The sequence below is a fragment of the Streptomyces chryseus genome (assembly GCF_014650755.1).
GTDB lineage: Bacteria > Actinomycetota > Actinomycetes > Streptomycetales > Streptomycetaceae > Streptomyces > Streptomyces chryseus.
Window position 1 is genome coordinate 98,029 of the sequence record NZ_BMVO01000003.1, and the last position, 26,402, is coordinate 124,430.

The following is a 26,402-nucleotide window of genomic DNA, read 5'->3' on the forward strand; positions in this document are numbered from 1 at the left end:
GCGCTATGGCTACACATGTGATCACCGGAGCGGGGTCGGGCATCGGCGCGGCCGTCGCCCGCCGCCTGCACGAGCGCGGCGACGAAGTCGTCCTGATGGCCCGCGACGCGGGCCGCGCCAAGCAGCTCGCGGACGTCCTCCCCGGCGCCCGTACGCTCGTCGGCGACCTCGCCAACCCCGACCGGCTCTCCTGGGCGTTCTCGCACCAGCCGATGCCGGAGCGGGTCGACTCGCTGCTGCACATCGCGGGCGTCGTCGACCTCGGCCGCATCGGCGACCTGGGCACCAAGACCTGGCACAGCCAGCTCAACGTGAACCTGGTCTCCCCCGCCGAGCTGACCCGGCTCTTCCTGCCCCAACTGCGCCAGGACAAGGGCCATGTGGTCTTCGTCAACTCCGGCGCGGGGCTGACCGCGCACGCCGAATGGGGCCCGTACGCCGCGAGCAAGCACGGCCTGAAGGCGCTCGCCGACTCACTGCGCCACGAGGAGCACGGCAACGGCGTGCGCGTCACCTCCGTCTACCCGGGACGCACCGCCAGCGCCATGCAGGAGAAGGTCCACCAGCAGGAGGGCAAGGAGTACGACCCGTCCCGCTGGATCGACCCCGAGTCGGTCGCGACGACGATCCTGATGGCGCTCGACCTCCCGCGCGACGCCGAGGTCAACGACCTGACCGTGCGGCCGGGCCGATGAGCGCGCCGCAGTCCGAGTACGCCTGGGGCCCGGCGACCGGCGTCGGGTCCATGCCCGGCGGGGACGCCCGGGAGGCCGCCAGGACCGTCACCGGCAGCTTCGAGGACTTCCCGTACCTGGCGGAGCTGCCGGCGCGCGGCCCCGGCGCCGACATGATCGGCCGGACCGCCGGAATGCTCGTCGAGATGTACGTCCACCTCGAACCCAGCGGCTGGCGCTTCAGCGACCGGCCGGGGCGCGACACCCGGCGCGCCCGGTCCTGGCTGGGCGAGGACCTCGACGCGCTGGAGGAGTTCACCCAGGGGTACACGGGGCCGCTGAAGGTGCAGGCCGTCGGGCCGTGGACGCTGGCGGCGTCGCTGGAGCTGCGCGGCGGCGAGGCGGCGCTCGGCGATCCGGGCGCCGTCCGGGACCTCGCGGGTTCGCTGGCCGAGGGGCTGCGGTCCCATCTCGCCGAGGTGCGGCGGCGGGTGCCCGGGGCGCAGGTCGTGCTCCAGCTGGACGAGCCGTCGCTGACGGCCGTGCTGCGCGGGCAGGTCAGGTCGGCGAGCGGGTACCGGACGTACCGGGCGGTGGACCGCCAGGTCGTCGAGGGGACGCTGCGCGAGGTGATGGGGGCGGCCGACGGGCCGGTCGTCGTCCACTCCTGCGCACCGGACGTGCCGTTCGCGCTGCTGCGCCGGGCCGGTGCCTCGGGGGTCTCGTTCGACTTCTCCCTGCTCACCGAGCGTGACGAGGAGTCGATCGGCGAGGCGGTCGAGGCCGGTACGCGGCTGTTCGCCGGAATCGTGCCGGGCACCGACACGGCATTGTCGGACCCGGCCGGTAGCGTCATGGGTGTCAGGACGCTGTGGCGCAGGCTGGGGCTGAATCCGGGGACTCTGGCCGAGTCCTTGGTGATCACCCCGTCGTGCGGGCTCGCGGGGGCTTCGCCCGCGTACGCGCGCGCCGCGCTCGCGCACTGCGCCAGGGCGGCGAGATCGCTCGCGGACAACCCTGAGTAACGGGGACGGGATCGGAAACGGGAGGACAGGACGATGGCTGGCGAACAGCAGGCGGCGGTACCCGCGGAGGCACGGGAGCGGCACGCACAGCTCGCTGAGCAGGTCGAGGAGCACCGCTTCCGGTACTACGTGAAGGACCAGCCGGTCATCAGCGACGCGGAGTTCGACCAGCTGCTGCGGACGCTGGAGGCGCTGGAGGACGAGTACCCCGAGCTGCGGACGCCCGATTCGCCGACCCAGAAGGTCGCCGGGGCGTACGAGACGGAGTTCGGCGCGGTCCAGCACCGCGAGCGCATGCTCTCCCTCGACAACGCCTTCGACGACCTGGAGCTCGCGGCCTGGGGCGAGCGCGTCGCGAACGAGCTGGGGGCCGTGCCGTACCACCTGCTGTGCGAGCTGAAGGTGGACGGCCTCGCGGTCAACCTGACGTACGAGAAGGGCCGGCTCACCCGGGCCGCGACGCGCGGCGACGGGCGCACGGGCGAGGACATCACGCCCAACGTCCGCACGATCGCCGGCATCCCGGACCGTCTGCGGGGCGACCGGATCCCGGACCTGGTCGAGATCCGCGGCGAGGTCTACTTCCCGATGGAGAAGTTCCAGGAGCTGAACGCCCGTCTGGTGGCCGCCGAGGAGAAGCCGTTCGCCAACCCGCGCAACGCGGCGGCCGGTTCGCTGCGGCAGAAGGACCCCAAGGTCACCGCGAGCCGCCCGCTGCACATGGTGGTGCACGGCGTCGGCGCACGCGAGGGCTTCGAGATCGACCGCCTGTCGCAGGCGTACGAGCTGCTGCGCGAGTGGGGCCTGCCGGTCGCGCGGCACAACAGGGTGGTGAACGACCTCGCGGGCGTGCGGGAGTTCATCGCGTACTTCGGTGAGAACCGGCACTCCGTGGAGCACGAGATCGACGGCGTCGTCGTCAAGCTCGACGAGATCCGGCTCCAGGGCCGGCTCGGCTCCACCTCGCGGGCGCCGCGCTGGGCCATCGCCTGGAAGTACGCGCCGGAGGAGGTCAACACCAAGCTGGTCAACATCCGTGTCGGCGTGGGGCGCACGGGACGCGTGACGCCCTACGCGCAGGTGGAGCCGGTGACGGTGGCCGGCTCCGAGGTCGAGTTCGCCACCCTGCACAACCAGGAAGTGGTGAAGGCCAAGGGCGTGCGCATCGGGGACACGGTGGTGCTGCGCAAGGCCGGCGACGTCATCCCGGAGATCCTGGGGCCCGTCGCGGACCTGCGGGACGGCAGCGAGCGGGAGTTCGTGATGCCGTCCGAGTGCCCCGAGTGCGGTACGCCGTTGCGGCCGATGAAGGAGGCCGACATCGACCTGCGCTGCCCCAACGCCCGTTCCTGCCCGGCCCAGTTGCGGGAGCGGCTCTTCTACCTGGCGGGCCGCAAGTCCCTCGACATCGAGAACTTCGGGTACGTCGCGGCGGCCGCGCTCACCCGCCCGCTGGAGCCGGCCCAGCCGCCGCTGCGCGACGAGGGCGACCTGTTCGACCTGAAGGTCGAGCAGCTGCTGCCCATCAAGTCGTACGTCCTGGACCAGGATTCCGGGCTGCCCAAGCGCGACCCGAAGACCGGCGAGGAGAAGATCGTCACCTTCTTCGCCAACCAGGAGGGCGAGCCGAAGAAGAACACCCTCGCCATGCTGGAGAACATCGCGGCTGCGAAGCAGCGACCGCTGGCCCGCGTCATCACCGGCCTCTCCATCCGCCACGTGGGGCCGGTCGCGGCGGAGGCGCTGGCCCGCGAGTTCCGCTCGCTGGACCGGATCGAGCAGGCGACGGAGGCGGAACTGGCCGCCGTGGAGGGGGTCGGACCCACCATCGCCGCCTCGCTCAAACAGTGGTTCGAAGAGGACTGGCACCGGGAGATCCTGCGCAAGTGGCGGGCGGCCGGAGTCCGGGCGGAGGAGGAGGGCGCCGGCGAGGAGCAGGGGCCGCGCCCGCTGGAGGGACTCACGGTCGTGGTGACCGGGACCCTGCAGAACTACACCAGGGATGGCGCAAAAGAGGCGCTCCAGAGCCTCGGCGCAAAAGTGACCGGATCTGTTTCAAAGAAGACCGGATTTGTGGTGGTGGGCGACAGTCCTGGTTCGAAGTACGACAAGGCCATGCAGTTGAAGGTGCCCGTCCTGAACGAAGAAGGATTTGCCGTCCTTTTGGCGGAGGGTCCGGACGCGGCGCGTGAAGCGGCTGTGCCGACCGAGGAGTAGGGGTGCCGCAGGGCGGGGAAAGGGGCGGTGAGAGGGGTTGGAACCGCCGCCGGGATCACCCGTTCAGCGCATAGCAGACGGACGCGGGTGGCTGGGTCGCATTCGGGCAAGAGCGGTGGACCGCTGCCCCGAAGAGCCTTCTGCGGCCTACTGTTGAGATGTGCGCCTGCCGTGCACGGCTGCAACGCGGTGCCCCCTGCTCGCACGGAGCCCGGGGAAGGGATTTCAGTCGTGGACGGCATGACAACGGGGCCAGCGCTTGGCACGGGCACCGCCGGCTGTGAGAGGGACGGAATGAAACCGACCGAGAGTGCCGACCCGGCCTCACGGCTGCGGCGGTGGGCAGGCGCCCCCAGGGCGCTGCCCACCGCCGTCGTGACAGTGGCCGCCCTCGTCCTTGCCACCGGGATCTTCCGCGCCGTGACCGGGGATCGCGCCCTGTTCCCCGACAGCACGGTCGGCTGGTCCCTCGCCCTCCTCACCGCCGTCATCGTCGGCCACCTGGTCGCGCTCGGCCGCGACCGGTGGTGGGGCGGCACCGGCTCGGGCGCCGCGCTCACCCTGGCCGTCCTGCTGCTGTACGGCTGGGTGCCCGCCGGCCTGGTCAGCCTGGCCGTCGTGGTGCTCGTCGGGATGGCCCGCCGGCACCGCTGGAAGCAGGGCCTGCTGCACGGCGCGGTCGACATCCTCGGCATCGGCGCGGCGGCGATCGTCCTGGCCGTGTTCGGCGACGTACCGACCGTCGAGCGTCCCTGGAACCCGCTGGAGTGGGGCATAGAGACGGTCCCGGAGGTCGTGCTGGCCGCCGTCGCGTACCTGGCCCTCACCCGGCTGCTGCTCTGGTACGCGCTGGCCCCGCGCGGCGGGCGGCTGCCGTCCGTCGCCCGGACGGCCCTGTACCGGCAGGGGCTCGTCGCGGTGGCGCTGCTCGGGATCGCCCCCCTGATCTGCGTGACCGCGGTGGCGCTGCCCGTCCTGCTGCCGCTGTTCTCCGTACCGCTCATCGCGCTCGACTCCACGCTGTGGATCGCCCGGGCCAGGGCGGAGGAGCAGCTGAGGGACCCGCTGACCGGGCTGCCGAACCGGCACTGGCTGCTGCAGCGGGCCCGCCCGGTGCTGGAGGAGGCGGAGAGCGTCGGGACCAGGTCCGCGCTCGTACTGATAGACCTCGACCGCTTCCGGGCGGTCAACGACACGCTCGGCCACCTGGCGGGCGACCGGCTGCTGCTCCAGATAGCGGACCGGCTGCGGCTGGCCCTGCCGCGCGGGGCGGAGGCCGCGCGGCTCGGCGGTGACGAGTTCGCGGTACTGCTGCCGACCGCGGACTCCACGACCAGCGCGCAGCGCGTCGCCCGGCACCTGGTGGCCGCGCTCTCCTCGCCGCTGGACCTGGACGGCCTGACGCTCGTCCTGGAGGCCAGCGCGGGCGTCGCCGTCTTCCCCGACCACGCGCTGGACGCGGAAGGGCTGCTGCGCCGGGCGGACGTGGCGATGTATCAGGCCAAGCGGGACCGTACGGGCGTGGAGGTCTACGAGTCCAAGCGGGACAGCAACACCCCCGACCGGCTCGGCCTGCTGGGGGACCTGCGGCGGGCGCTGGACGCCGGCGAGGTCGAGCTCCACTACCAGCCGAAGGTCCGCTTCGACGGACAGGTCGCCGGCCTGGAGGCGCTGGTGCGGTGGGTGCACCCGGAGCGCGGCCGGGTCCCTCCCGACGAGTTCATCGCCATCGCCGAGTCGTCGGGCCTGATGCCGCACCTGACGGAGTACGTCCTGGAGACCGCGCTCGCGCAGGTCGCGCGCTGGCGCAAGCAGGGGCTGAACACCCCCGTCGCGGTCAACGTCTCGCCGCGCGACGTGCACACGCCCGGCTTCGCGGGCGCGGTCGCGGCCCGGCTGGCCCGGCACGGGGTCCCGGCCGGCTCCCTGCAGCTGGAGATAACGGAGCACGTGCTCCTGGAGGACCCGCAGCGGGCGGCGGACACCCTGGCCGGCCTGACCGGCCACGGCGTGAAGATGTCCCTGGACGACTTCGGCACCGGCTACTCGTCCCTGGTCCACCTGCGCCGGCTCCCGGTGAGCGAGCTCAAGATCGACCGGTCCTTCGTGGCCCGGCTGGCGGTCGACAACGAGGACGCCGAGATCGTCCGCTGCACGGTCGACCTCGCCCACTCGCTCGGCCTGCTGGTCGTGGCCGAGGGCGTCGAGGACGACGAGACGTGGGAGCGCCTGCGCGACCTGGGCTGCGACGCGGTCCAGGGATGGCTGGTGGCGGCGGCGATGCCGCCGGACGAGGCGACGGCGTGGCTGCTCGCGCGGGGCGAGCGGGGCTGGCACCGGCAGGTGGACCTGGACCGGGTCGCCGCCGCGGCGGCCCTGGAAGAGGCGCAGCACCAGACCCCGTCGCCGTCCGGCCAGCCGGTGAAGTAGCGCACGGGGAGCGTACGAGGGCTTCGGCGGGGAACCGTTTCGTGGGCAGGGGCCCGAGCCCCATAGGATTGGGCCAAAATCCACACACTCACCCCTGAGGATCGCTGCATGCCTGGCATCACGCGCGAGGAGGTCGCCCACCTCGCACGGCTGGCGCGTCTGGAGCTGAAGGGCGAAGAGCTCGATCACTTCGCCGGTCAGCTCGACGACATCATCGGCGCGGTCGCCCGCGTCTCCGAGGTCGCCGACCAAGACGTACCGCCGACCTCCCACCCGCTGCCGCTGACGAACGTCATGCGCGCGGACGAGGTCCGTCCGTCGCTCACCCCGGAGCAGGCCCTCTCCGGCGCCCCCGCCCAGGAGCAGCAGCGTTTCAAGGTGCCGCAGATCCTGGGGGAGGACTAATCACCATGACCGACGCCCACATCATCAGGCTCACCGCCGCCGAGACCGCCGCGAAGATCGCTTCGGGCGAACTCACGGCCGTCGAGGTGACCGAGGCCCACCTGGCCCGGATCGACGCGGTCGACGAGAAGGTGCACGCCTTCCTGCACGTCGACCGCGCGGGCGCGCTGGCCCAGGCCCGCGCCGTCGACGCGAAGAGGGAGAACGGCGAGAAGCTCGGCCCGCTGGCCGGCGTCCCGCTCGCGCTGAAGGACATCTTCACCACCGAGGGCATCCCGACCACCGTCGGCTCGAAGATCCTCGAAGGCTGGATCCCGCCGTACGACGCGACGCTGACCAAGAAGCTGAAGGCGGCCGACGTCGTCATCCTCGGCAAGACCAACATGGACGAGTTCGCCATGGGGTCCTCCACGGAGAACAGCGCGTACGGCCCGACCGGCAACCCCTGGGACCTGACGAAGATCCCCGGCGGCTCCGGAGGCGGCTCCTCCGCCGCCCTCGCGTCGTTCGAGGCGCCGCTCGCGATCGGCACGGACACCGGCGGCTCCATCCGCCAGCCCGCCGCCGTCACCGGCACCGTCGGCGTCAAGCCGACGTACGGCGGCGTCTCCCGGTACGGCATGGTCGCGTTCTCGTCCTCCCTCGACCAGGGCGGCCCCTGTGCCCGTACGGTCCTGGACGCCGCGCTCCTGCACGAGGTCATCGCCGGGCACGACCCGCTCGACTCGACCTCCATCGACGCCCCGGTCCCGCCGGTCGTCGAGGCGGCCCGCAACGGCTCGGTCGCCGGCATGCGCGTCGGCGTCGTCAAGCAGTTCCGCGGCGAGGGCTACCAGGCCGGTGTCCTGCAGCGCTTCGACGAGTCCGTCGAGCTGATGCGCGGACTGGGCGCCGAGATCGTCGAGCTGGACTGCCCGTCCTTCGACCTGGGCCTGTCCGCGTACTACCTCATCGCCCCGTCGGAGTGCTCCTCCAACCTGGCCCGCTTCGACGCCATGCGCTACGGCCTGCGGGTCGGCGACGACGGCACGAAGTCCGCCGAGGAGGTCACCGCCCTCACCCGTGAGGCCGGCTTCGGCGACGAGGTCAAGCGCCGCATCATCCTCGGTACGTACGCGCTCAGTTCCGGCTACTACGACGCGTACTACGGCTCGGCGCAGAAGGTCCGTACGCTCATCACGCAGGACTTCGAGAAGGCGTTCGAGAAGGTCGACGTGATCGTCTCGCCGACGACGCCCACCACCGCCTTCCCGATCGGCGAGCGCGCCGACGACCCGATGGCGATGTACCTCGCGGACCTGTGCACGATCCCGACCAACCTGGCCGGCAACGCCGCCATGTCGCTGCCCTGCGGCCTGGCTCCCGAGGACGGCATGCCGGTCGGTCTCCAGATCATCGCCCCCGCCATGAAGGACGACCGTCTTTACAAGGTCGGCGCCGCCGTAGAGGCAGCCTTCGTGGAAAAGTGGGGCCACCCGCTGCTTGAGGAGGCACCGTCGCTGTGAGCCCCATGCCCATCAAGGCCAAGGGATTCAAGAATTCCAAGGCTGCTACGTACCTGTCGATCGGCTCCACCGCCTTCGGCGCCATCAGCGTCGTCAAGCAGGCCCGTATGGCCCGCAAGGACAATGACACGCTGCGTCTCGTCGACGCCGCTGTCTCCGCCGCCGCCATCGTCACCGGCCTCGCTCTGCTCTACCGCGAGCTGAAGAAGCTCGGCGACGACGACGTCCTGCTGGGCTGAGAGGGAAAGTTTCACCGTGACCGTCACTGATTTGGTGTCGTACGAGGACGCGCTCGCGTCCTACGACCCCGTCATGGGCCTGGAGGTCCATGTCGAGCTCGGCACAAAGACGAAGATGTTCTGCGGCTGCTCCACGGAGCTCAAGCAGGACGCCAACAGCCAGACCTGCCCCACCTGCCTGGGTCTGCCCGGCTCGCTGCCGGTCGTCAACGCGATCGGCGTCGAGTCGGCCGTCAAGATCGGCCTCGCGCTCAACTGCGAGATCGCCGAGTGGTGCCGCTTCGCCCGGAAGAACTACTTCTATCCGGACATGCCGAAGAACTTCCAGACCTCCCAGTACGACGAGCCGATCGCCTTCAACGGCTATCTGGACGTCCAGCTGGAGGACGGCGAGATCTTCCGCGTGCAGATCGAGCGCGCCCACATGGAGGAGGACACCGGCAAGTCGCTGCACGTCGGCGGCGCGACGGGCCGTATCCACGGCGCGTCCCACTCCCTCCTGGACTACAACCGCGCCGGCATCCCGCTCATCGAGATCGTCACCAAGCCGATCGAGGGCGCGGGCACGCGTGCCCCCGAGGTCGCGAAGGCGTACGTCGCCGAGCTCCGCGAGCTCATCAAGGCGCTCGGCGTCTCCGAGGCGCGCATGGAGCAGGGCCAGATGCGCTGCGACGTGAACCTCTCGCTGCGGCCGCACGGCCGTGAGGAGTTCGGTACGCGCTCCGAGACGAAGAACGTCAACTCCCTCCGTTCCGTGGAGCGCGCGGCCCGCTTCGAGATCCAGCGGCACGCCGCTGTGCTCAACTCCGGCGGCACGATCGTGCAGGAGACCCGGCACTTCCACGAGGAGGACGGCTCCACCACGGCCGGCCGCATCAAGGACAACGCCGAGGACTACCGGTACTTCCCGGAGCCCGACCTGGTGCCTGTCGCCCCCGCGCGCGAGTGGGTCGAGGAGCTCCGCAAGGGGCTGCCCGAGCTGCCGCGGGTACGCCGCAACCGCCTCCGCGAGGAGTGGGGCGTCAGCGAGCACGACATGCAGTCGATGCTGAACGCCGGGGCGATCGACCCGATCGTCGCCACGATCGAGGCGGGCGCGGACGCCGCTTCGGCGCGCAAGTGGTGGATGGGCGAGCTGGCCCGCAACGCCAACGAGTCCGGCCGTGACCTCGCGTCGCTGCCGATCACGCCGGAGCAGGTCGCCCGCGTCACCGCCCTGGTGAAGGAGGGCTCCCTCAACGACAAGCTGGCCCGCCAGGTCATCGAGGGCGTCCTCGCGGGCGAGGGCGGCCCGGACGACGTCGTCGAGAAGCGCGGCCTGAAGGTCGTCTCGGACGAGGGCGCGCTGTCCACGGCCGTCGACGAGGCCATCGCCGCCAACGCCGGCATCGCGGACAAGATCCGCAGCGGCAAGGTCGCCGCGGCCGGCGCGCTGGTCGGCGCGGTCATGAAGGCCACGCGCGGCCAGGCCGACGCGGCGCGGGTGCGCGAGCTGATCCTGGAGAAGCTCGGCGTCACCGAGGGCTGACGCCCGTACGCCCGACACGCCCGAGGGGCGGCGCACCGGAACCTTCCGGGGCGCCGCCCCTCCGGCGTGCGGGGGCCGCTCGCGCGTGGCCGGAAGGCGCTTGGACTCTTGGCGCCTTGTCTTGGACGTTCACGCCGGAGTCGTCGCCGGGTCTTCTCGCCGCCACCCGGCCTCACTACCGTCCCAGACGTACCACTCAATGGATCACAGGCGGACCATTGGCTGTCGACTGGGAGGTCGAGCGTGTCACCGGACATTTCGCGCAGAAGGATGCTCGCGCTGGGCACAGGCGCCGTCGGCGCCGCCGCGGCCGGATCGCTGCTTCCACCCTCGTTGCAGGCGGCGATAGCCGCCGAACCGCCCTCCGGCGGTCTGAGAGCGGTCAAGCACGTCGTCGTCCTCATGCAGGAGAACCGGTCCTTCGACCACTACTTCGGCACCCTGCGCGGCGTACGCGGCTTCGGTGACCGCAATGCCGTGGAGCTGCCCTCCGGCAAGCCGGTCTTCGAGCAGCCCGGCCCGCTGCGCTCCGTCCTGCCCTTCCCGGTACGGGACGCGGCCGAGGCGCAGAAGAGGGACCTGCAGTACATCGGCGACCTCGACCACTCGTGGGGCGGCGGCGCCAAGGCGTGGAACCAGGGCTGGATGGACGGCTGGGTGTCGGCCAAGACCGCCGCCACCATGGCCTACTACGACCGCCGCGACCTGCCGCTGCACTACGAGCTCGCGGACACCTTCACCATCTGCGACGCCTACCATTCGTCGATCCATACCTCGACGAGCCCGAACCGCAACCACCTGTGGAGCGGCTGGACCGGCCACGAGGCCGACGGCAGCCGCGCCGTCACCAACGCGGCGTACGCCGAGGGCACCCACCCCGGCTACCCGTGGCCGACGTACGCCGAGCGGCTGGAGAAGGCGGGCCGGTCCTGGAAGACGTACCAGGAGTGGGAGAACTTCACCGACAACAACGTCGAGTTCTTCACGGCGTTCAAGGCGATCGCCCGCAAGGCGCTCGCGAAGGCTCCCGGCGGCTTCACGTACATGGAGGCGTTCTACGCCAAGGTGCGGGAGACGGCCGACGCCGCCGAGCGCGAGCGGCTGCTCGCCGCGCTGGAGGAGGGCGTGGCGACGCTGACCCGCGCCGAGCGGTCGCTGTTCGAGCGCGGCCTGCGGCGGGTCCCGACCGGAGGGCTCGCCGACGACTTCCGGGCCGACGTGGCGGCGGGGAAGCTGCCCGCGGTGTCCTACCTGGTGCCCTCGGCGGTCGACTCCGAGCACCCCGGCTCCTCGTCGCCGATCGCCAGCGCCTCGCTGGTCTACAAGGTGCTCGACGCGCTCGGCGCGCACCCGGAGGTCTGGCGGCACACCGTCGTGCTGATCAACTACGACGAGAACGACGGCTTCTTCGACCACGTGCCGCCGCCCGTGCCGCCCGCCGACCACACCGACGAGCGGTACCAGGGACGGCCGACCGGGCTCGGCATCCGGGTCCCGATGCTGGTCGTCTCGCCGTGGACGGTCGGCGGGTACGTCTGCTCCGAGGTCTTCGACCACACGTCGGTGATCCGCTTCCTGGAGCGGTGGACGGGCATCGAGGAGCCCAACATCACGCCGTGGCGGCGCGCGGTCGTGGGCGATCTGACCTCCGCGTTCGACTTCGGGCGCGGGCGCCGGCAGCCGCCGGTGGAGCAGCCGGGCGCGGTCCCGCCGTTCACGGGGCGCTGGCGGCCGGTACCGCCGCTGGAGCAGCACATGCCCGTACAGGAGGAGGGGACGCGCCCCGCGCGCCCGCTGCCGTACCAGCCGGACGCCCACGGGAAGGTCGAAGACGGCGTCTTCGAGGTCGAGCTCAGCAACACGGGGCGCGCGAGCGCGCACTTCGCGCTCTACCCCTACGCCGGCGAGTTCGCCATTCCGCAGCACCGGGACGTAAGGGGCACGGCGCGATGGGCCGTACCCCTTACGCGGGACGCCTACCGCTTCACCGTCACCGGGCCGAACGGCTTCCGCCGCGAGTTCGCCGGTACGCGCACGGGGGCCGCCGAAGTGTCCTCGCACCTCGACGTGGGCGACCGCGACCTGCACCTGACCCTCGCCAACCGGGGCAAGGAGCCGCTGACCTTCACCGTGACGACGCTCGCCTACGCGGACGAGGCCGACCTCGACGACGGGCGGCCCCGCCGGATCACCGTGAAGCCGGGCCGCAGCCGCACCGTGGTGCACTCCGCCGCGGACGCCCACGGGTGGTACGACTTGGCGATCACCGTTACGGGTGACGATGCTTTCCGCCGACGCCTCATGGGGCACATTGAGAACGGGCGCGCGAGCGTCTCAGGCTGACAGACCGGGTGGTTTGCGGGAGCCCGGGAGCAGTGCCCCGGCTCCCGCCACTCCTGTGATGATGCACACGAAAGGGACAAAGGATCACGTTTGGCTGTCAAGGTAGCTGAGCGTAGGTCCTGAGTTCTTTGCGGGTTTGGTCCCGGTGAAGATCCACGAACCACCCAGGGAGCAAATCCGTTGGCAGCGATCGCCCGGTGGTGCGTCAAGCACCGTTTCGCCTCAGTCCTGCTCTGGCTTCTCGCGCTCGGCGTGGTCGCGGGAGCCGCCGGAGTCGCCGGTTCGGCGTACTCCAACGACTACGAGGTGCCCGGCACGGAGTCGGGACGCGCCACCGCCCTCCTCGACGAGGCGTTCGACGGCGGGGGAGGCGACGGCAACACCGTCGTCTGGCACACCGCGGGCCGCACCACCGTCCAGGCCGCCGGAGTCGAGCAGTCCATGACGCGGACGCTGGACGCCGTCGAGGACCTGCCCGGCGTGGAGTCCGTCGTCAGCCCGTACGACCGCGAGGGCGCCGCCCAGATCAGCAAGGACGGGCACACCGCCTACGCCACCGTCACCTTCGACGCGCAGTCCGACGACGTCCTCCAGAAGCAGGCCGAGGCGCTCGTCAAGACCGCCAAGAGCGCTCAGACCGGCCAGCTCCAGGTGGAGCTCGGCGGCGGCGCCGTGGCCCTCACCGAGGCTCCCACCTCGCACCTCAGCGAACTCGTCGGCGTGGTGGTCGCGGCCGTCGTCCTCTTCGTCGCCTTCGGCTCGCTCGCGGCCAGCCTGCTCCCGATCGCGACCGCCCTGGTCAGCGTCGGCACGGCGTACGCGGGCACCGTCCTCCTCGGCCACGTCATGACGGTCGCCGACTTCGCGCCGATGCTCGGCATGCTCGTCGGGCTCGGCGTCGGCATCGACTACGCCCTGTTCATCGTCACCCGGCACCGCAAGGGGCTGCGCAGCGGCCTGTCCGTGACCGAGTCGGCCACGAACGCCGTCGCCACCACCGGCCGCGCCGTCGTCTTCGCCGGCGCTACGGTCTGCATCGCCCTGCTGGGCATGCTGATACTGCGCCTGTCGTTCCTCAACGGCGTCGCGATCGCCGCGTCGCTGACCGTCCTGCTCACCGTCGCCGCCTCGGTGACCCTGCTGCCCGCCCTGCTCTCCCTCATCGGCTTGAGGGCGCTGAGCCGCCGCGAGCGCAGGCAGCTCGCCGAGCACGGCCCGAAGCCCGAGCTGCCCACCGGGTTCGCGGCCCGCTGGTCCGCCTTCGTGGAGCGCCACCCCAAGCTGCTCGGCGCCGTCGCCGCCGTCGTCATGCTGGTCCTCGCGCTGCCCACGCTGGGCCTGCACCTGGGCACGTCCGACCAGGGCAACAACCCGGCGTCCTCCACGACCCGCTCGGCGTACGACCTGATCGCCGACGGCTTCGGTCCCGGCAGCAACGGTCCGCTGACCCTCGTCGCCGAGGTCCACGGAGCCGACGACCGCGCCGCCATGGACGCCCTCGCCGGCACCGTGCGCGGCACCGACGGTGTCGCCTCCGTCAGCCCGGTGGCGTACGGCGCCGACGGCGGGACGGCCGCCCTCACCGTCGTACCGCAGTCGTCGCCGCAGTCGCAGGAGACCAGCGACCTGGTCGACCGGCTGCGCGAGAGCGTCCTGCCGCAGGCCGAGCGGGGCACGACCCTTGAGGTGTACGTCGGCGGGATCACCGCCGGGTACGACGACTTCGCCGAGGTCATCGTCGACAAGCTGCCGCTCTTCGTGGGCGTCGTGATCGCGCTGGGCTGCGTCCTGCTGCTGCTCGCCTTCCGCAGCGTCGGCATTCCGCTCAAGGCCGCCCTGATGAACGTGCTCGCCGTCGCCTCCTCCTTCGGCGTCGTCGTGGCCGTCTTCCAGTGGGGATGGGGCAGCGAACTGCTCGGGCTCGGCAGCGCGGGGCCGATCGAACCGTTCCTGCCGGTGATCATGGTGTCGGTGCTCTTCGGGCTCTCGATGGACTACCAGGTCTTCCTCGTCAGCCGGATGTACGAGGAATGGCTGGAGACCGGCGACAACCGGCGGGCGGTGCGGGTCGGTCTGGCCGAGACCAGCCGCGTGATCAACTCGGCTGCCGTGATCATGATCTCGGTCTTCCTGGCGTTCGTGCTCAGCGGCGACCGGGTGATCGCGATGTTCGGCATCGCGCTCGCCGCCGCCGTGGCCCTGGACGCGTTCGTCCTCCGTACGCTCCTGGTCCCCGCCCTGATGCACATGCTCGGCGGCGCGAACTGGTGGCTGCCGCGCCGGCTGGGCCGGTGGCTGCCGCGGATCAGCATCGAACCCGCCGAAGCCCTGCCCGCCCATGACAAGATCAAGGTCCAGCGCACGGGCGACCCGGAGGAGTCCCAGCAGCTCGTGCGATAACCGGCGAGGAGCGGGATGTTCGCGATACACCTGGGCGGCGGCGACGAGAACGCGGTGCTGCGCCCCCTGGAGCCCTGGCACGCCGAGGAGTACTTCGCCCACATCGACCGCGGACGCGAGTACATCGGCCGGTTCATCGGGCTCGCGGCGGCCGCCGAGGACCTCGACGCGGCGCGGGCCTTCCTCCAGTCGTACGCGGACAAGCAGGCGGCCGACGCCGGGCGGATCTACGGCATCTGGCTCGACGGCACGCTGGTCGGCGGAGTCCTCTTCCGCCTCTTCGACGCGAAGGCCGGCACCTGCGAGGTCGGCTGCTGGCTGGAGGAGTCCGCGGTCGGCCGGGGCCTGGTCACCCGCGCGGCGCGGGTACTGATCGACTGGGCGGTGGAGGAGCGGGGGGTCCACCGGGTCGAGTGGCTGGTCTCCTCCGGGAACACCGCCAGCATCAACGTGGCGAAGCGGCTGGGGATGACCCGGGACGGTGTACGGCGCGAGGCGCACGCGTACCGGGGGGTGCGGCACGACCAGGAGATCTGGTCGGTGCTGGCACCGGAGTGGCGCGAGAGCCGTTAAGAGAGCTCTCAGAAACCGCGCCTAGCGTGCGGCGTATGACAGCTGCAGCCCGAACCCGGTCCGACGAGAACAAGGGCGACGAGATCGCCGCACAAGACACCACGAAGGCCGCCGGCCAGGAGGCCCCCGCCGGCGGCCGGGCGGCCGCGGACAGCGTCGTGGTGGTCGGCAAGGACGACCACCACGACGCCGAGGCCGTTGCCGACGCCGCGGAGGCCGACGCGGAGGCCGGCGCCGCCCACGACGACGAGGCCGACGACGACGCGGACCTCCTCGACGAGGCACCGGCCGCCTCCTCGTCCGGCGTCGGCGCGGGCGCCGCCGCCGTGGTCTCCACGGTGCTCGGCTTCGCCGCCCTCACCGGGACCTGGACCAGCCGCGTCGCCGCCGAGCGCCAGACGCTCATCGGCCAGCTCGGCGCCCAGCAGACCGACAGCCCCGCCGACCAGGTCGCCGCGCTCTACGGCAACGGCTGGCACATGACCGCCCTCGTCAACGGCGGCTTCGCGCTCCTCGCCCTGGTCGTGGCGGCCGTGGTGCTGGTCCGCCCGTCCTTCGGCACGCCCGGCGCGGGCATCCGGCCCGCGTGGGTCAGCTCCTTCGCGTGGGCGGGCTTCGCCCTCGGCGTCCTCGGGCTGCTCGTGTCGGCCGGAATGTACTTCGACCTCTTCGCCGCGATGCCCACGCCGCCCGCCGCTCCCACGGGCGCCGGAGCGGGCCAGTAAGGCAGCCGCGCCAGGGGCCTTAGGGACGTACGCACCTTCGCGCGTACGTCCCTAAGGCCCTTCGTGCCGTCAAGATGCGGCAGTCTCCCGATGCGGCGGGGGCCCCTGGGAAACGAGAGTGGAGTCATCGCGGAAGCGAGACCGACGAAGACCCACCTCACCGGGAGAACACCATGTTCGAGCACGAGATCCAGCAGCAGCACGCGGCCGAGCTCAGGCGCGTCGCCGCCGGCGAGCGCCTCGCACGGCAGGCCGCCAAGGCCCGCAAGGCCCGCCGCCGCGCCGCCCGCTCCTCCGGGCAGAACGCTTCGGAGGGGCCGGTGAGTTCGCTGCGCAACCGCTTCGCACGGGCCGCCTGACGCGGCCCGACGGCTGACCGAAGGATCCACGATGACGGTCGTGACCTTGAGAGATTCACTGGTCGCCCCCACGATGTCGGACCCCTGTGCGATGCTCGGCGATGTGGAAACCAGGTCTGTCAGCCCCGTGTTCGTCGGTCGCGCCGGCGAACTCGCCCAGCTCACCGATGCGCTCGCCCGCGCCACCGCGGGCGAGTCGCAGGCGTTGCTCGTGGGCGGTGAGGCCGGAGTCGGCAAGACCCGCCTCGTCGAGGAGTTCTTCGCCGCCGCCTGCGAGGCCGGCGCCGTCGTCGTGGTGGGCGGCTGCGTGGAGATCGGCGCCGACGGCCTGCCCTTCGCGCCGTTCTCCACCGCGCTGCGCGCCCTGCGGCGCAGGATGCCCGACGAGGTCGCCGCCGCGGCCGAGGGCCAGGAGGGCGAACTGGCGCGGCTGCTGCCCGAGCTGGGCGAGACCACCCGCGACCAGCACAACGAGGACGGCATGACGCGCCTCTTCGAGCTGACCGTCCGTCTCCTGGAGCGCATCACCGCCGACCGTACGGTGGTGCTCGCCCTGGAGGACCTGCACTGGGCCGACACCTCCACCCGGCACCTCCTCGCGTACCTCTTCCGCACCCTGCGGCGCGGCCGCCTCGTCGTCATCGGCACCTACCGCGCGGACGACATCCACCGCCGCCATCCGCTGCGCCCCCTCCTCGCCGAACTCGACCGGCTCCGCACGGTCCGGCGCATCGAGCTGCCCCGCTTCAACCGGGCCGAAGTGCACCGCCAGTTGGCCGGAATCCTCGCCGCCGAGCCGGACGCGGCGCTGGCCGAAGAGGTCTTCACCCGCTCCGACGGCAACGCCTTCTTCGTCGAGGAACTGGCCTCCTGCATGGGGACCGGCTGCGCCACGGGCCTCAGCGACTCCCTGCGCGACCTGCTCCTCGTCCGCGTCGAAACGCTGCCCGACGACGCCCAGAAGGTCGCCAGAATCGTCGCCGAAGGCGGCTCCACCGTCGAGTACCGGCTGCTGCTCGCCGTCGCGCGACTGCCCGAGGACGACCTGATCGAGGCCCTGCGGGCCGCCGTGGGCGCCAATCTGCTGCTCGCGACACCGGACGGCGACGGGTACCGCTTCCGGCACTCCCTGGTGCGCGAGGCACTCAGCGACGACCTGCTCCCCGGCGAGCGCTCCCGCCTCAACCGGCGGTACGCCGAAGCGCTGGAGGCCGACCCCGCACTGGTGCGGGCCGAGGAGTACACCACGCGCCTCGCCAGCTACTGGTACGCGGCGCACGACGCCGCCAAGGCGCTTCCCGCCGTCCTGAAGGCCTCCGTCGAGGCACGCGGCCGCCACGCGTACGCCGACCAGCTCAGCCTCCTCGAACGCGCGATGGAGCTGTGGGACGACGCCCCCGAGGCCGTCCGCGCGGTGCTGCGGCCCCTGGACTACGCCGAGGTCTACCCGCCGTGCGGCTGCGACCCCGCCACGACGCCGCTGCGCTACCTCGACCTCATGGCGGAAGCCACGGTCGCCGGCCGGTTCGGCGGCGAGCGCGAACGGGCCCTGAAGATCGCCAAGAAGGCGCTGAGACTGCTCGACGGCGAAGGCGACGCGCTGCGCGAGGCGTGGTTCTGGGTGCAGCGCTGCAAGCTCATATCCAGCCTCGGCCGGGGCGACGGCTGGGCCGAACTCGCCCGCGCACGCGATCTCGTGCGCGGTCTGCCGCCGTCCGCCGTCCACGCCGAGGTCCTCGCGTACGTCGCGGGCTGGGGCATGCTCCACGAGCCGGGCCCGGAAAGCCTGGTCTCCGCCGAACAGGCCGTGGAGTACGCGCGCATGGTCGGCGCCCGCGACACCGAACTGTCCGCCCTGACCACCCTCGGCGGCCTCACCGTCGACTCGGGCGACATAGAGGGCGGCCTGGCCACGCTGTACGCCGTCAAGGAGCAGGCCGTCGCCCAGCGCATGGCCAGCGTCGCGGGCCGCATCCATGTGAACCTCCCCTCGGCCCTGGAGTCGGTGGGACGCTCCCGGGAAGCGGTGGAGATCGCCGAGGAAGGCGTCGCCTTCTCCCGCAAGTACGGCCTCGCCGACGTCGAGGCCTGGGTCCGCGGGAACCTCGCCGAGTCGCTCGTCTCCCTCGGGCGCTGGAGCGAGGCCGTGGAGCACGCCGTCGACATCGAACGGGCCTCGGCGCCCAGCCCCAAGCCGCGCGGGGCCGCCGCCTGGATACAGGCCGACGTGGCGCGCGCCCGCGGCGAACTGACCGCGGCCGACGAGCGGCTGGCCGCCGCCCGCGCCTACTTCGGCAGCCACGACCCGATGCCCCAGCACGACCTCCCGCTGCACCGCGTCCAGCTGGCCCTCGCCGCCGCCCGGGGCCGCATCCTGGACGTCCGCGCCGAGTTCGCCCGGGCCGCGGCGGCCGGCTTCCCCCTGGGGACCCACCGTTACGCCTGGGCCCTCCTCGTCGAAGCCGCCGTCGCGGAGGCGGACGCACGCGGCCTGCCCGCCGCGCGCGAGGGCCGCGCCGAAGCCCTGGAGCTGATCCGGACCGGCGCCAAGCGGCTGGCCACCCCGGTGCCGCTCTGGCACGCGTACGAACGCTGGGTGAGAGCCGAACTGCGCCGGGCCGAGGGCCGCGTCACCCCGGACGACTGGGCGGGCGTGGTCACGGGGTTCGAGACACTGGAGCGCCCGTACGACCTGGCCCGCACCCGGCTGCGCTGGGCGGAGTCCCTGCTGGCCGCCTCGACCACCGCCGACGTGGCCGCCGGGCCGCAGGCCGGTGCGCCGAGCCCGCGCGAGCTGAACGCCGACGAGCGCGAGCGGGCCGCCGAGCTGCTCCGGCTGGCCCGCGCGGCGGCGGACCACCTGGGCGCCCGTCCCCTCGGCGAGAGCGTCGCTCTGCTGGCCCAGCGCGCCCGGCTCTCGCTGACCCAGGCCCCCGAAGTCCCCGTGCTCACGGCGAGCCCGGCCGCGTCGCTCGGCCTGACCCCCCGTGAACAGGACGTACTGCGCCTGGTCGCGGCCGGACGCAGCAACCGGCAGATAGCCGAGGAGCTGTACATCTCGCCCAAGACGGCGAGCGTGCACGTCTCCAACATCCTGGCCAAGCTCGGCGTCTCCGGCCGGGGCGAAGCCGCCGCCGTGGCCCATCGCCTGCACCTGTTCCCCGACCTTCAGGACGAGTCCCTGGCCACGGCCTGACCTGCACGCCGCGCGCCGCCGAGCGGCCCGCCCCGGCCTTCGGCGCGCCCCGCCGCGCGCCGGGCCCGCCGGCGGCGGACGCCTGGGCGGCCGGTTACTTCACCTCCAGGTCCAGGATGCGGTCGTCGCCCGCCTCCGGGGTGCCGCGCGTGTCCGTCTCGCTGGTGACCAGCCAGAGCTTGTCGCCGCCCGCCGCCACGACCGTCCGCAGCCGGCCGTACTTCTGTGCCAGGAACGACTCCGGGTCGGTCACCGTCTTCGTGCCGTCCAGCGGAATCCGCCACAGCCGCTCGCCGCGCAGGCCCGCCATCCAGATGGACCCGGCGGCGTACGCGATGCCGCTCGGCGAGGCCTCGGACGTCTTCCACTGCGCGACCGGGTCGACGTACCCCTCCTCGCCGCCCCTGCCCTCGACCTCGGGCCAGCCGTAGTTGCCGCCGGGGCGGATCAGGTTCAGCTCGTCCCAGGTGTTCTGGCCGAACTCGGCCGCCCACAGCCGCTTCTCGCTGTCCCAGGCCAGCCCCTGCACATTGCGGTGCCCGTACGAGTAGACGACCGAGTCGGCCTCCGGATTGCCGTGCACCGGTTCGCCGTCCGGGGTCATCCGCAGGATCTTGCCGCCCAGCGACTTCTTGTCCTGCGCCAGCCCCGTCTCCCCGGTCTCGCCCGTTCCGGCGTAGAGCATCTTGTCCGGGCCGAAGGCGATCCGTCCGCCGTTGTGGACCGTGCCCTTGGGGATGCCGCGCAAGATGGTGTCCGGCGCCCCCAGTTGCTGCCCGGCGGGCTTCTTCTCGTCGTACAGCATGCGGGCGATGCGGTTGTCGGACTCGGTGGTGAAGTACGCGTAGACCATGTGGTCCGAGGCGAAGCCGGGCGACACGGCCAGGCCCATGAGGCCGCCCTCCCCGGCCGGCGCGACCCCGGCCACCGTGCCGATCCGGGTCTTCTCACCGCTCTCGCCGTCGACCCGGGTGATGGTGCCCTCGTCGCGCGAGGAGACCAGCAGATCGCCGTCGGGCAGCGCGGCGAGCCCCCAGGGCGACTTGAGGCCCTCGGTGAGCGTGCCCGCCACCTCGACCGAGCCCTTCGCGGGCGGCGGCTCGGCGCGCGCTCCGGCGCCCGGCCCGGACGCGTCCCCGGACGGCGACGCACTGGCGCCGTTCGTGCCGCCCGTGGCCGTCGGGGCCGGCGCGTTCCCGTCCCCGCCGGAGCATCCCGCGGTGAGCAGGAGAACGGCGGCAGCCAACACAGCTGTCACAGCAGGACGTTGCACGGTGGGCATCCCTTCGACGGCCGGCACTCGTCGCCGGCGGCGGCTCTCACTCTTCATACACCGCTCGCCGGTCCCGGGTTCCGTTCTGGATCAGCCGGGTCGCGGGTCGTCCCGGCCGGGAGGAGCGTCGCCCCGGGGTAGAGGTGCTGTTCCTCGTCCGTCCCACGCGGCCCCGGGGGATCAGCCGGTCGCGGATCGCCCCCCGTCAGTCCCACGACCCCCGCGCCGGCGGCAGGCTCGCGATCTCCGCCAGGTCCCGCGGCGTCAGCCGCAGCGCCGCCGCACCCGCGTTCTGCACCGCCCACCGCTCGCGCTTGGTCCCCGGCACCGGCACCACGTGGCGGCCGCGCCCCAGGACCCATGCCAGCGCCACCTGCGCCGGACTCGCGCCGTGGCGCTCGGCGACCCGGCGCAGCCCCGCCACCACGGGCTGGTTCGCCGCCATCATCTCCGCGGTGAAGCGCGGATGCCTCGCCCGTACGTCGTCCGGCTCGAAACCCTGCCCCGGCTTGAGCGTCCCCGTCAGGAACCCGTTGCCCAGCGGCATGGCGGCCACGAAGCCGATGCCCCTCGCCTCGCACCACGGCAGCAGCGCCGTCAGCGCCTCCGGCGACCACACCGACAGCTCGGCCTCCACGGCGCTCACCGGAAAGACCTGCTGCACCCGCTCCAGCTGGCGAATCGTTTCGTCATGCATCCGCGACCCCGGCCGCCGCGACGCCCGGGCCCCCACCGCGCAGACCCCGAGCGCCCGCACCTTCCCGGCCCGCACGAGGTCCGCCATCGCGCCCCAGGTCTCCTCGACCGGCACCTCCGGATCGGGCCGGTGCAACTGGTAGAGGTCGATCACATCGGTCTGCAGCCGCCGCAGCGAAGCGTCACAGGCCCGCCGTACGTACCCCGGACGCCCATTGGCGACGATGTGCTGATCGCCGACCAGCAGCCCGCACTTGGTCGAGACGAAGGCATCGGCGCGCCGCTCCTTGAGCACCCGCCCCAGCAGCAGCTCATTGGTGAAGGGCCCGTACATGTCGGCCGTGTCGAGCAGGCTGGACCCCGCGTCGAGCGCCGCGTGCACGGTACGCAACGACCGGTCCCCGCGCTGCTGCGAGCCGGTGTAAGCCCAGCTCATCGGCATGCACCCCAGTCCGATCGCACCCACTTCGAGCGCTGCCGCACCGATTGTCCTGCGCTCCAACTCCCCGTACCCCTCCCTCTGCCGCTCCCCAAACTAACCTCTGCGCTCCGCCGCCCTTCGCATAGCCTCGTGGCCATGACTTCAGACGTATGGCTGCCGGTCCCCGCCCTCGGCACGGAGGGCCTCCCGGACGGCTTCACCTACCGTTTCTGGGACGGTGGCCAGGACTTTCCCGCCGATCCCGCCGACTGCGCCTTCTATGTCGTCCCGTACATGAAGGGCCCCGAGGTCGCGGTGCGCCCGCTCGCCGCCATGACCTCCGTTCGCGCGGTCCAGACGCTCTCCGCCGGCATCGACCACGTCGAGCCGGGCCTCGCCGACCTGCATTCCGGGGTGCACCTGTGCAACGCCCGGGGCGTCCACGAGGCCAGCACCGCCGAGCTGACCCTCGCCCTCGTCCTCGCGTCGCTGCGCGGCATCCCCGGCTTCGTGCGCGGTCAGGACCAGGAGGAGTGGCGGGCCGGTTTCTATCCCGCGCTCGCCGACAAGTCCGTCCTGATAGTCGGGTACGGCTCCATCGGGGCGGCCATCGAGGACCGGCTCACGCCGTTCGAATGTGCGCGGGTGGCGCGCGTCGCGCGCTCTGCCCGTACAACGGAGCGCGGTCCGGTGCACCCATTGGCCGACCTGCCCGGACTGCTGCCCTCCGCCGACGTCGTCATTCTCTCCACCCCGCTGACGGAGGCGACCCAGGGCCTGGCGAACGGCGACTTCCTGTCGCGCATGAAGGACGGAGCACTGCTGGTCAACGTGGCGCGCGGCCCCGTCGTGGACACCAAGGCACTGCTCGCCGAGCTCGAATCGGGCCGCCTGCGCGCCGCCCTCGACGTCACCGACCCCGAGCCGCTGCCCGCCGGCCACCCGCTGTGGCACGCTCCGAACCTCCTCATCAGCCCTCATGTGGGCGGCAGTACGTCGGCGTTCATGCCGCGCGCCAAGCGCCTCATGGCCGATCAGCTCACCCGCTTCGCCGCCGGCGACCCCCTGCGCAACATCGTGCTCACCACCCCCTGAGCGGTTTGGAGCGGATCAAGAACGGACACACTCCGAAGCCACCCGAATGCGCGGCGTGCCGACAGCCCCTCAGCTCGTTACGGAGAGTAGAGGGAGTGTGTCCCTGAGTGACGGGATTGGTGTATCGTCCGGACCAAGGGGCTGCGCCGCGCATTGTCACGGCGCTGGGGAGCGACCGGACTGTGAGGGGGGCGACGGGCGATGCACGGCGAATGGACCAAGGATCCGACGCGGCGGGGCCACCGGCGACAACCTCCGCACGGCCGGCGCGAAAGGCACGGTGCCGGCGGTCCGCTGGGCGGGCCGGACCCGCGACCGTTCCCGGCCGCCCAGGCGCCCGCGGCGCCGCGCGTCAGGGCGGCCCGGTGAGTGCGCCGGGAGCACTCCTCGCCCGGCAGCAGGCGTCCGGCGGCGGGGGGAGCCTGATCCCGCAGCTCGGCCTCGCGCTGGTCTGCGGTGCCTATGCCGTCGGTTCGGCCCTCGGCTGGGGCTCCACGCAAGTGGCACTGATCATGGGCGACTTCGGCCTCGCCGCCGCCGCCCTGGTCGCCGCCGTCTCCTGCTTCCTCTACGCACGCGCGCGTGAGAGCCGCTTTCGCCCCGCGTGGCTGCTGTTCGGCATCTCCTCCGCGATGGCGGCCTGCGGGAACGCGGTGTGGGGCTGGTACGAGGTGGTGCTCCAGCGGGAGGTCCCCTCGCCCTCGTTCGCCGACCTCTTCTTCCTCTGCTTCGGTCCGCCCGCCATCGTCGGCCTGCTGGTCCTCGCCAAGCGCCCCGTCACGCGCGCCGGCTGGGTCTGCCTGGCCCTCGACTCCTGGCTGATCGGCGGATCGCTGCTCACGCTCTCCTGGAGCCTCGCGCTCGCGCACACCGCGCACTTCGAGGCGGAGAGCACGGCCCACGCCGCACTGTCCCTCGCCTACCCGCTGCTCGACATCGCGCTGGTCAGCATGGTGCTCGCGCTGCACTTCCGGCGCTCCAACGCCAACCGCACGGCGATCAACACCGCGATCGCGGCCCTCGCCACGACCGTGCTGTGCGACGCGCTGTTCACCTCGCCCCTGCTGCGCGAGAGCTACCGCTCGGGCCAGCTCCTCGACGCGGGCTGGTTCGCCGGCTCGCTGCTCCTCGCCTACGCGCCGTGGGGCGCGCGCCGGGCGGAGCAGTGGGGGGAGGGTGCTCCGTACCACTGGGGCCACCGCAATCCGGGCAGCCGCCCCATCGGCGGCTCCCTGGCCGCCCTCACGCCGTACCTCGCCGCCGCCGTCTGCACGCTCGGCATCCTCTACAACGTCATCGAGGGCCGCCGGGTCGACCGGGTCGTGGTCTTCACCGGCTGCACGGTCGTGCTCGCTCTCGTCGTGCGCCAGGGCATCATGCTCGTCGACAACATCTCCCTCACCCAGGAACTGGCGCAGAAGGAGAACCACTTCCGCTCCCTGGTGCAGGGATCGAGCGACGTCATCATGATCGCCGCCCCCACCGGCATATTGCGTTACGTCAGCCCCGCCGCCTCCGGCGTCTACGGACGCGAGGCCGAAGAGCTGATCGGATCCGAGCTCGCCTCGCTGATCCACGCCGAGGACCTGGGCAGGGTCGTCCACGAAGTGCGCCGCTTCCTGGCCGCGCCCCCCGCCGAGGAGCCGACCACCCGCATCGAGTGCCGCTTCAAGTCCGGCACGGGGGAGTGGCTCAACGTCGAGTCGACCGTCAACCGGCACCAGGGCGGACTGATCTTCAACAGCCGGGACGTGACCGAGCGGGTCCGCCTCCAGGCCCAGCTCCAGCACAACGCCGAGCACGACCCGCTCACCGACCTGCCCAACCGGGCGCTGTTCACCGCCCGGGTACGCCAGGCCCTGAGCGGCCGCCGCGTCGGCGACCCCGGCACGGCCGTGCTCTTCATCGACCTCGACGGCTTCAAAGCGGTCAACGACACCATCGGCCACCAGGCCGGCGACGAGCTGCTGATCCAGGCGGCCCGCCGCCTCCAGGACTCCGTCCGCGCGGGTGACACCGCGGCCCGGCTCGGCGGCGACGAGTTCGCCGCCCTGATCGTCGGCGAGGGCTCCAGGGACCAGGCCGCGCGCGAGTGCCAGGTCCACGAGATCGCCGACCGGCTGCGCCTCACCCTGTCCCAGCCGTACCGCATCGGCAGCAACGACGTACGCGTCGCCGCCTCCATCGGCGTCGCCTTCGCCGAGCCCGGCATCAGCCCCACCGACCTCATGCGCAACGCCGACCTCGCCATGTACCGGGCCAAGGCGGGCGGCAAGGACCGGGTCGAGCTGTACGCGCCGCAGATGCAGGCCGACGTGGTCCGCAGGACGGAGCTGGCCACCCGGCTGCGCACCGCGCTCCACGACGGCGAGTTCGCGCTGCTCCACCAGCCGGTGGTGAGCCTGACCACCGGCCAGGTGGCCTCCGTCGCCGCTCAGGCCCGCTGGCGCTCCACCCAGGGCATCCTCTTCACCCCCGCCGAGTTCCTGCGGGTGACCGACAACGGCGACGCCCAGGAGGGTGCCCGCATGGCCGAGCTCGGCCGCTGGCTGCTCGAAGAGGCGGTCGAGCAGGCGGCGGAGCGCAACCGGGCGGGCCACGAGGTGCCCGTGACGGTCCGGCTCTCCGCCCGCAGGCTGGTGGACAAGTCCCTGCCGCGCGGCTCCATCGAGGCCCTCCTGACCCGGTACGGACTGCCCTCCGGCTCGCTGATCATCGAGCTGGCCGACAGCGACCCGCGGATCTCGTTCGAGGAGCTGGAGCGGCGCCTGGTGGCACTGCGCAGACTCGGCGTGCGGATCGCGCTTGACGGGTTCGGCAGCGGGTACGCCGCCATCAACGCGCTGCGCCGGCTCCCCATCGACGTACTGAAGCTGGACCGGGGGCTGGTCGAGGGCGTCGTCGAGTCCGCCCGGCTGCACAAGATCACCAGCGGTCTGCTGCGGATCGCGTGCGATCTGGGGATGCAGTCCGTGGCCGAGGGCGTGGACGTGCCGGAGCAGGTGACGGCCCTGCGGGCCATGGGGTGCACGCACGGGCAGGGCATGGCCTTCTCGGGCCCGCTCGACGAGTACCGGCTGCGGCGGGCACTGGTGCGCGGGGAGTTCCCCCTGCCGGGCGGGGCAGCGCTGCCGGTCCTGGCCGGCGGGCCCGGTGGATCACTTCCCGTACGTCATGTGGGCGCGAACGGAAGCGAAACGATCACACACCCTCCAATGCGCTCAAATAGTGAGACGCCCGTCCCACCTACTTGACAGGCACTGGCCGCCGGAGGGAGGGTCAGTGTCATGCGCACCCG

At 72.2% G+C, this 26,402-nt stretch carries 18 protein-coding genes; 16 read left to right on the forward strand and 2 right to left on the reverse strand.

Features of this window, described 5'->3' with window-relative positions; genetic code table 11:
• Positions 1-5: 5 nt before the first annotated feature.
• The 14 genes from IE185_RS07140 to IE185_RS07205 all read left to right on the forward strand — a co-directional run bounded on the left by IE185_RS07140 (position 6) and on the right by IE185_RS07205 (position 19,619).
• Positions 6-695, forward strand: coding sequence for an SDR family oxidoreductase (locus IE185_RS07140; protein WP_138894615.1), 690 nt, complete (start codon positions 6-8; stop codon positions 693-695).
• Positions 692-1,699: a methionine synthase gene (locus IE185_RS07145; RefSeq protein WP_138894616.1), complete on the forward strand. Its 1,008-nt coding sequence runs from the start codon at positions 692-694 to the stop codon at positions 1,697-1,699. Before IE185_RS07140 ends, IE185_RS07145 begins: the two co-directional genes overlap by 4 nt.
• Positions 1,700-1,732: 33 nt before the next feature.
• Positions 1,733-3,916: an NAD-dependent DNA ligase LigA gene (gene ligA, locus IE185_RS07150; RefSeq protein WP_138894617.1), complete on the forward strand. Its 2,184-nt coding sequence runs from the start codon at positions 1,733-1,735 to the stop codon at positions 3,914-3,916.
• A 294-nt stretch (positions 3,917-4,210) separates the two neighbouring features.
• On the forward strand, positions 4,211-6,346 hold the full coding sequence (locus IE185_RS07155) for a putative bifunctional diguanylate cyclase/phosphodiesterase (protein WP_138894618.1): 2,136 nt from the start codon (positions 4,211-4,213) through the stop codon (positions 6,344-6,346).
• A 108-nt stretch (positions 6,347-6,454) separates the two neighbouring features.
• Positions 6,455-6,751: an Asp-tRNA(Asn)/Glu-tRNA(Gln) amidotransferase subunit GatC gene (gene gatC / locus IE185_RS07160; protein WP_015036350.1), complete on the forward strand. Its 297-nt coding sequence runs from the start codon at positions 6,455-6,457 to the stop codon at positions 6,749-6,751.
• 5 nt (positions 6,752-6,756) lie between these two features.
• Positions 6,757-8,256, forward strand: a complete 1,500-nt coding sequence (gene gatA, locus IE185_RS07165) for an Asp-tRNA(Asn)/Glu-tRNA(Gln) amidotransferase subunit GatA (RefSeq protein WP_138894619.1) — start codon at positions 6,757-6,759, stop codon at positions 8,254-8,256.
• Between the two features lie 5 nt (positions 8,257-8,261).
• A complete protein-coding gene (locus IE185_RS07170) occupies positions 8,262-8,495 on the forward strand; it encodes a hypothetical protein (RefSeq protein WP_138894630.1) in 234 nt (77 codons plus the stop codon).
• A 16-nt stretch (positions 8,496-8,511) separates the two neighbouring features.
• The gene (gene gatB, locus IE185_RS07175) at positions 8,512-10,023 is read left to right on the forward strand and encodes an Asp-tRNA(Asn)/Glu-tRNA(Gln) amidotransferase subunit GatB (RefSeq protein WP_138894620.1); all 1,512 of its coding nucleotides are present in this window, start codon (positions 8,512-8,514) and stop codon (positions 10,021-10,023) included.
• A 243-nt stretch (positions 10,024-10,266) separates the two neighbouring features.
• Entirely contained in the window at positions 10,267-12,366 is a 2,100-nt protein-coding gene (locus IE185_RS07180) for a phosphocholine-specific phospholipase C (protein WP_138894621.1), read from the forward strand.
• Between the two features lie 180 nt (positions 12,367-12,546).
• A complete protein-coding gene (locus IE185_RS07185; protein ID WP_138894622.1) occupies positions 12,547-14,766 on the forward strand; it encodes an MMPL family transporter in 2,220 nt (739 codons plus the stop codon).
• Between the two features lie 15 nt (positions 14,767-14,781).
• Positions 14,782-15,339, forward strand: coding sequence for a GNAT family N-acetyltransferase (locus tag IE185_RS07190; protein ID WP_138894623.1), 558 nt, complete (start codon positions 14,782-14,784; stop codon positions 15,337-15,339).
• Positions 15,340-15,374: 35 nt separating this feature from the next.
• Positions 15,375-16,064: a hypothetical protein gene (locus tag IE185_RS07195; protein ID WP_138894624.1), complete on the forward strand. Its 690-nt coding sequence runs from the start codon at positions 15,375-15,377 to the stop codon at positions 16,062-16,064.
• A 173-nt stretch (positions 16,065-16,237) separates the two neighbouring features.
• Entirely contained in the window at positions 16,238-16,423 is a 186-nt protein-coding gene (locus IE185_RS07200; protein ID WP_138894625.1) for a hypothetical protein, read from the forward strand.
• A 91-nt stretch (positions 16,424-16,514) separates the two neighbouring features.
• Positions 16,515-19,619 carry a helix-turn-helix transcriptional regulator gene (locus IE185_RS07205; RefSeq protein WP_138894631.1) on the forward strand — a complete coding sequence of 1,035 codons (3,105 nt, stop codon included), beginning with the start codon at positions 16,515-16,517 and terminating at the stop codon, positions 19,617-19,619.
• Positions 19,620-19,713: 94 nt separating this feature from the next.
• Here IE185_RS07205 and IE185_RS07210 read toward each other — a convergent pair whose 3' ends face one another.
• Positions 19,714-20,901 (reverse strand): PQQ-dependent sugar dehydrogenase, encoded by a 1,188-nt coding sequence (locus tag IE185_RS07210; protein WP_189714823.1) that lies wholly within the window; start codon positions 20,899-20,901, stop codon positions 19,714-19,716.
• A 196-nt stretch (positions 20,902-21,097) separates the two neighbouring features.
• Entirely contained in the window at positions 21,098-22,090 is a 993-nt protein-coding gene (locus IE185_RS07215; RefSeq protein WP_138906521.1) for an aldo/keto reductase, read from the reverse strand.
• Positions 22,091-22,165: 75 nt separating this feature from the next.
• Between IE185_RS07215 and IE185_RS07220 the strand changes: the two genes are divergently transcribed.
• Together IE185_RS07220 and IE185_RS07225 are read left to right on the forward strand one after the other, a co-directional pair.
• On the forward strand, positions 22,166-23,104 hold the full coding sequence (locus tag IE185_RS07220; protein ID WP_138896393.1) for a 2-hydroxyacid dehydrogenase: 939 nt from the start codon (positions 22,166-22,168) through the stop codon (positions 23,102-23,104).
• A gap of 365 nt (positions 23,105-23,469) precedes the next feature.
• Entirely contained in the window at positions 23,470-26,358 is a 2,889-nt protein-coding gene (locus IE185_RS07225) for a putative bifunctional diguanylate cyclase/phosphodiesterase (protein ID WP_170198328.1), read from the forward strand.
• Positions 26,359-26,402 lie beyond the last annotated feature (44 nt).